Raw genomic sequence first — 5,907 nt, 5'->3', positions numbered from 1 at the left:
CACCGTGTATGTCTTATTCAAGGTGCCGCCGGGGTCGGTCGGGTTCGTTGCCTTGAGTGCGTATGCCTTGCCGTTCGGGTCGACGAGGTCGATCTTCACTTCGCCGAGCCACTCATGCGTGACGTTCACGGAGACCTGCAGCGCCCCCGGGGCGTTACCGGAGACACTGGACACCGAGATCGGGGACTGGGCCACCCCCGGGTCGGGGATGCTGAGGACCGTGTCGTTGACGATCTTGGACGGTCGGGGCTTTGTTACCGGGTCGGGACCGGGGATCGTATCGTCCAGTGCCTTCCCGATGTCGATACGCGGGGTGCTGGCTCCGGTGTAGGAGATGACCTTCCCGGTGGACTCCAGAAGCGATTCGAGCTCTCCAATGCTCTTGGTCGGGAACGCCTCACGGAGGATCGCGAAACCACCAGCCACATGTGGCGCGGCCATGGAGGTGCCGTTTTTCAAAGCGTAGGTGTCGCCAGGAACGGAGGAGACGATGCCTGTGCCGGGAGCAAGGACGTCCAGTAGCATGCCCCGGTTACCGAATGAGGACAGTTGGTCGTTGTCGGTCGTGGAGCCGACTGCGGTGGCGGAGGAGACACAGGCGGGTGCGCTGACCGCGTCGCCGTAGCCGTTGTTCCCGGACGCGATCACAGTGGCGACACCAACGTTGAACAAGTTGTCGATGGCAAGTTTGCGCGGGTCCGTATCGCAGGCAGCAGCGTACCGTCCGCTACCGAGGCTCAAGTTTGCCGCGACCACCGGAGTTCCGGACTGATGGAGCTGCAGTACCTTCTCCAGCGCCGCAATCTGGGCGCTGGTGAAGCTGAGCACACAGGGTGCGGCACCGGGACCGCAGAAGTCCTCAGAGGTGAATTTGCTGAAGATTTGGATGGCGACGATATCGGCGCCGGGGGCGACCCCCCGCGCGGGAGCTCTGGCGATGCCGGTGCCGTCACCCGCGGCGATACCGGCCACGTGGGTTCCATGGGAACAGGCGGCGATGGTCACGCATGCTCCGGTCTCGGAGTCTGCGGTGCCGGGGCCCTCCTGCGCCGCGGTGTCGTTCGGGCAAAGGCTGGTCGCGGAGTACTCGGTGTCGATCGGTGAGAAGCACGCCTCGGCGATAATCCGGTCCTGCAGGAACGGATGCCCGGTGGCGACGCCGGTGTCCAGGACGGCGATCGCGCTGCCCGCCCCAGTCATGCCCGCTGTGGCGGCCTGGGTACCGCCGATGAGGGGGACGCTCTCGTCCAGGGTCGGCGGTACCGGTACATCTTCGGTGACGCTGACTACGCCCGGCTGGGCGGCCAGTTCGTCCAGACCGCCTCTGTCAACCCTGAGGGTGATCACCGGCAGGGTCTTGAAGGACTGCAGCGTGTCACCGGCTTCTGCCGCGCCAGCCAGGTCGGTGCGGTTCTCGGTGACGACATTGACGCGGATGGTGCCGCCGTCGGCGGTTTCGTCGTACAGCGGCGGGTCGATCGGGTCGCTCGTCGTTCTGGCTGCTGCGGTAGTACTCAGAGGCGCGGCCGCGTGGGCGGGTACCGCACCGAGAGACACGGTGATCACTGCCATGATGACCGCAGACCTTATTGGTCTCTTCACTTTTTCTCCGTCAGAAGTACGGGCATGCTGACGCCCGCGGGAATGGACGTGAAGCCGAAGGCCGGATGGTGAGACGCACCGCCCTCCGGCCTTCGTGCCCGAGTCGCGTGGCTTGTCAGAAAGTGAGCTTGAGGATCAAGTCGCCTTCGCGCCGTTCTTCGCTCGGCCGACCGCTGCTACCGCCGCGAAGTACAGATTGGCGGTGGAGCGGCAGACGCTCTTGAAGAAGTAGCCGTTGCAGGTCTTGGTGTAGAGCGAGGTCCAGAAGACACCGTCCACGTTGAGGCCCTTGTTGCGGGACAGGTACTTGGAGTAGCCCTTGTACGAGTTGCCGATGGTGCCATAGCCGTAGTCGTGCTGGTCGCAGGCGGGGCGGAAGTCGTAGCCGAGCGGCTTGTCCGGAGCGCTGGTGCAGTGGTCATGGTTGATGCCGCGCACTTTGGTGCCGTTCGGCAGCTTCTTCCACGACGGGGAGTGCCAGCCGTAGTGCGCCACCTTGGTGGTGCAGCCGGACTTCGTGTAGTACATCCAGCTCGTCGCGGTGTTGCAGCGCGACGGGTACGACTGCGGACCCGAGATCTCGTCGCCGAGGAACTCAGAGGGGGCCGGTGGGTCGGTGAGGGTGAAGTCCGGGCTTGGCGCGTCGCCCTCGACCGGAGCGCCCGGGGCCGGCACGTCCCCGCCGGTGGAGGTCGCGTTCGGCAGGGCGGACCCGACCGAGAAGTCGAGGTGCCAGTTGCCGTTGGTCGGCGAGGTGAGGTCGGACAGCCGGTCGGTGGCGTCGTAGTCGTACGTGGCCTCCGGCTCACTGGACTCGGTCGGGTCGGTCACGGCGCGCAGCAGACCAGAGGAGTCGTACGCGTACTGGGCGAGGGTCTGCGTGGTGGCGCCCTCTGTCACGGTGATTTCCTTGACCTGGCCCACGTAGTCGCCGACAGAGGCGGACGTGGCAGTGGTCGCGGTCGCGTAGGTGATCGTGGTGGCCGTCTCAAGTTTGTCCCCGAAGGCCGGGTTCGTGATCTCGGCGACGCGCCCCTGAGTGTCATAATCGACAGCGGTGGCATACATGTTGCTGCCGATGCCAGTGACACGCCAGGTGTCGGCGCCGAAGCCGTCCTGCTCCCACTCGTAAGTGGGCTTGAGGTCCGCTGCCGGGATAGGCCGGCCGGACGCGTCAGTGAAAGCGTCGTCGCCTTCCACCGTCGTGGAGAGGTCCACGCCTATGACCTCGACGACGGAGTTCTCCAAGGCCTCCGTTGCATCGTTCCACCTAGAGGTCTCGGTGATCTGGGACCCGTCCGCGGTCACGTACTTCTTTACGCCGCCACCACTGGGATAGTCGACGCTGGACTTGAGCCTGTATTGGAGCGTCTCGTTCACACCGAGATCGGTCACCAGGATGGTGTCGCCCTGCTGTTCCAGTTTCCGGTTGAGCTGGCCTCCCACGAACTCGGCTTCCCAGCTGGGGCCGAAGACCCCCATGTCGACACGGGTGTCCGGGGCGTCCTCAGGCGAGGCGACACCGTCGGCCTGAGCTCTCACCGAGTGCCGTCGGTTGATGAGAACGCTGGGTACATCGGTCTCAGTGACCTCGAAGGACTGGGTCTCGGAGAGGTATATACCGGGGCCGACATCTTGAATCGTTCCTTCAGCCAGCGGTTGGTCGACAGCTTCTGCCGCTAACGCCTGCTGCTGCGGAAGCAGCAGCGAGAGGCTGACCACGGCAGCCACGGACAGCGCAGTTTTGCGCACAAGTACCCCCTTGTGAAGATCATTTGAAAGCTCGTCAGGTAAGGTAATTCTCTTGTGGAGGTTTTCGCAAGGGTGTGTGAGGGGGGCGAGGTCTCCGATTGGTTGCAGTGGCGAAAGATCGTCGGCCGGTGCGGGCGGAGGAGGTTCTGTGTTCGCGGGCGGCGCGCGAACCTGCTTAAGGTCGGGGCCGCGATGGAGGCACTCGCCCTGCTGCCCGCTTCTTACGGCATTCATCATTCGTGCCCGCGAAGTGTGAATCGTGGCTGCGTGTTGATGTGACCATGACTGTTTGAGTCGTACATGACAAATTACTAGCACTGAAATACGGCAAAAGGTAGCTAAATGGGAATCATTCCTAGCATGTAGGGCAGATTGAGGCCCGCCCGGCTAGCGTTCAGAGCCGTCTTCTGGGGCATGGCCATCACGCTGGCGGCAATAACCGCCTGGATCGTCTGGGTGATTGTCATGTCGGGCGACGGGCTTACGCTCGCGGTGTTTGTCCTGGTGTTCGCTGCTCCGTGGCCACTGTTCCGCTTCGCCACTTCGCGCCGGACGCGGTCGTCCTGCACTGCCCGCACCAAAGCCGACTAATGTTGATCCCCCATGAGGCAGTGCGCGTGGCAGAGCACTCACTTGCTGAAAATTCTATGCAGGTATAAGTACTTGTACTCATGCCTGAACAGGCTCCTCGGTCCACCGTTGAGAGCATCCGCCCTCGGACCGACCAGAAGGCCCCGTGATGCCGAATGCCTCCCACCCGCGCCGTTTTCCACGTATGCGACGGCTCTTGGCGCTTGCCACCGGCAGCTGGCTCGCCAGGGGCTATCTAGCTGCTTTTGCCCTCTCCCTCCTTGCCATGCTCCTCTTTCCGGAAAGCGACGTCGCTTCGAGCTCCCTCCTGCTCACGGCACCTCTCTCCTTCCTGGCCATCGCCTTCCCCTTCGGCCCGGGAACTGAGGGTGGCGGGGAGGTCCAGGCAGTAGCCATTGGCTTTTGGATCGTATGGCTTCTCCTGTGCGCCTTCGTGAACGCCGCCGTGCTCGGCGTCCTCATCAGGAGATCCACGATCGTTGCGCCTCCCAACCTGCGTGAGTCCTTCCCGCGTGTCTCGACCACCTCCGAGCGGGAGAGAGCCGATACGGCGCGCCCTGCAAGCCCTCGCTCGCAAAGGACTCGAGCCCTGCTGGCACCTGCGGTGGACAACTGGCTCGCGCGCGGGTATCTCGTCGTGGTCGCGGCGTCGCTCGGGTTCTTCCTGTATGCCGCGTATCTGCTGCCGGATCCGGGGTTCGCAGGCATCTGGCCGCTCATGACCACGGCGCCGCTCAGCATCGTCGCCCTTCTCGTGGCGTCACCTGTCGAGTGGGCCTCCTCGCTCGCCTGGCTGAGCCCGTTGATCTTCTCCGCCGGTGCGGCCCTGTCCGGGCTGTTGAACGCGGTGCTGCTCGGCCGGCTCGTACGGAGGCTGAGGGTGAGGGAAGCGCGCCCGTCTGTCTGAGGAGGGGCCGCATCAGCGAGCTCCAGGGCACGACGGCCACCGACGGAAGAAGGGGTTCTCCTTGACGTGCTCCTCGCCCTGAAGGGTGAGGGTTCCGGCCTGACTCGTCCGGCCCTTCCAGGAGCTTTCTGCTTCACCGCGTTGTGCCGGGACGCTCGTCCTGGTTCTACCGATGCTCCACGAGGCGTTTGGTGTCTCCGCCCGTCCAGCGGCGTCGGGTGCGGTTGATGAGAGGGGCGGTGGTGCTGCCGTCACGTTTCTGTTCGTGCTTCCGTGCGTGGTGCGGTGCTGGTGCGTTCGGTTGGGTGGGGCGGTAGCAGGGTGGTCTGTGGTATAGGGGTGCCGGACAGTTTCCGTACCAACAGGTGTACCGCGCGGGTGCCCAGTTCGGTGAAGGGCACAGTGACCGAGGTGAGCGGGATACGGGCCGAGGCGGCGACCACCGAGGTCACCGCGAGTCCGGTCGCCACGACCGTGCCGACCAGGGCGTACGAACCCCGGGTCGCGGCGCTCATCATGACCGGGCTCACGCTGGACATGCCCATCGGTAGCCAGGCGAGGAGGTTCCAGGCTGTGCACGCGCGGGCAGCACGAAGAGGCGGCGGTACCAAGGCCTCGATCGCGTACCCCGGCTAGGCGAACCCGAAGGACCTCACCGCCAGTGGCCTGGACTACAAGGCGATGGCCGACTACGCCAAGCGGTACTGGTCCGACTACAACTCGGCCTACCCGAACTTCAACGGGGCGGGCGCGGGCGGCGACTGCACCAACTTCGTCAGCCAGGCCCTGAAGGAGGGCGGCTGGAAGCACGTCCCCGGCTACGTGTACGACTACACCCGGTGGTTCGGCAACGCCGACATCCAGTCGCACTCGTTCGTCGGCGTCAACGAGTGGTCCTGGTTCGCCCAGAACTCGAAGCGGACGACCAGCCTCGCCAACGTCCACCAGATGGACGTCGGCGACGTGCTCCAGATCGACTTCGACAAGGACGGCTCGAAGGACCACACCATGATCGTCACGTCCCGCAGCCAGGGCGTGCCGTATCTGACGTACCA

The 5,907-nt window shown here is 64.6% G+C and carries 6 protein-coding genes and 1 pseudogene; 4 read left to right on the top strand and 3 right to left on the bottom strand.

The genetic code is table 11. The annotated features are described in order from the left end of the window. On the bottom strand, positions 1-1,572 hold a 1,572-nt coding region (locus ACFWVE_RS33265), incomplete at its 3' end, for a S8 family serine peptidase (protein WP_384022414.1). A 165-nt stretch (positions 1,573-1,737) separates the two neighbouring features. Beyond that, on the bottom strand, positions 1,738-3,354 hold the full coding sequence (locus tag ACFWVE_RS33260) for a phospholipase A2 (protein WP_384022412.1): 1,617 nt from the start codon (positions 3,352-3,354) through the stop codon (positions 1,738-1,740). Positions 3,355-3,768: 414 nt separating this feature from the next. On the opposite strand from ACFWVE_RS33260, the gene ACFWVE_RS33255 reads away from it, so the two are divergent. Together ACFWVE_RS33255 and ACFWVE_RS33250 are read left to right on the top strand one after the other, a co-directional pair. After that, complete coding sequence (locus ACFWVE_RS33255) at positions 3,769-3,945, top strand: hypothetical protein (RefSeq protein WP_384022409.1); 177 nt, start codon at positions 3,769-3,771, stop codon at positions 3,943-3,945. Positions 3,946-4,141: 196 nt separating this feature from the next. Beyond that, positions 4,142-4,852, top strand: coding sequence for an SCO4225 family membrane protein (locus tag ACFWVE_RS33250; protein ID WP_384022406.1), 711 nt, complete (start codon positions 4,142-4,144; stop codon positions 4,850-4,852). 251 nt (positions 4,853-5,103) lie between these two features. Here ACFWVE_RS33250 and ACFWVE_RS33245 read toward each other — a convergent pair whose 3' ends face one another. Beyond that, on the bottom strand, positions 5,104-5,367 hold the full coding sequence (locus ACFWVE_RS33245) for a substrate-binding domain-containing protein (RefSeq protein WP_384022432.1): 264 nt from the start codon (positions 5,365-5,367) through the stop codon (positions 5,104-5,106). On the opposite strand from ACFWVE_RS33245, the gene ACFWVE_RS33240 reads away from it, so the two are divergent. Both ACFWVE_RS33240 and ACFWVE_RS33235 read left to right on the top strand, forming a co-directional pair. Next, on the top strand, positions 5,264-5,488 hold the full coding sequence (locus tag ACFWVE_RS33240) for a hypothetical protein (RefSeq protein ID WP_384022438.1): 225 nt from the start codon (positions 5,264-5,266) through the stop codon (positions 5,486-5,488). The genes ACFWVE_RS33245 and ACFWVE_RS33240 overlap by 104 nt on opposite strands. Next, a pseudogene (locus ACFWVE_RS33235) lies at positions 5,489-5,907 on the top strand (amidase domain-containing protein); the annotation flags it as partial.

The organism is Streptomyces sp. NPDC058632 (assembly GCF_042717095.1).
In the GTDB taxonomy this organism is placed as follows: domain Bacteria; phylum Actinomycetota; class Actinomycetes; order Streptomycetales; family Streptomycetaceae; genus Streptomyces.
Note: the sequence above shows the minus strand (reverse complement) of the source record. Positions and strands in the feature narration are given on the sequence as shown.

Excerpts from the sequence above, each read along its gene's own strand:
- ACFWVE_RS33255 (WP_384022409.1), top strand. The coding sequence starts at position 3,769 with ATGGCCATCACGCTGGCGGCAATAACCGCCTGGATCGTCTGGGTGATT.
- ACFWVE_RS33245 (WP_384022432.1), bottom strand. The coding sequence starts at position 5,367 with ATGAGCGCCGCGACCCGGGGTTCGTACGCCCTGGTCGGCACGGTCGTG.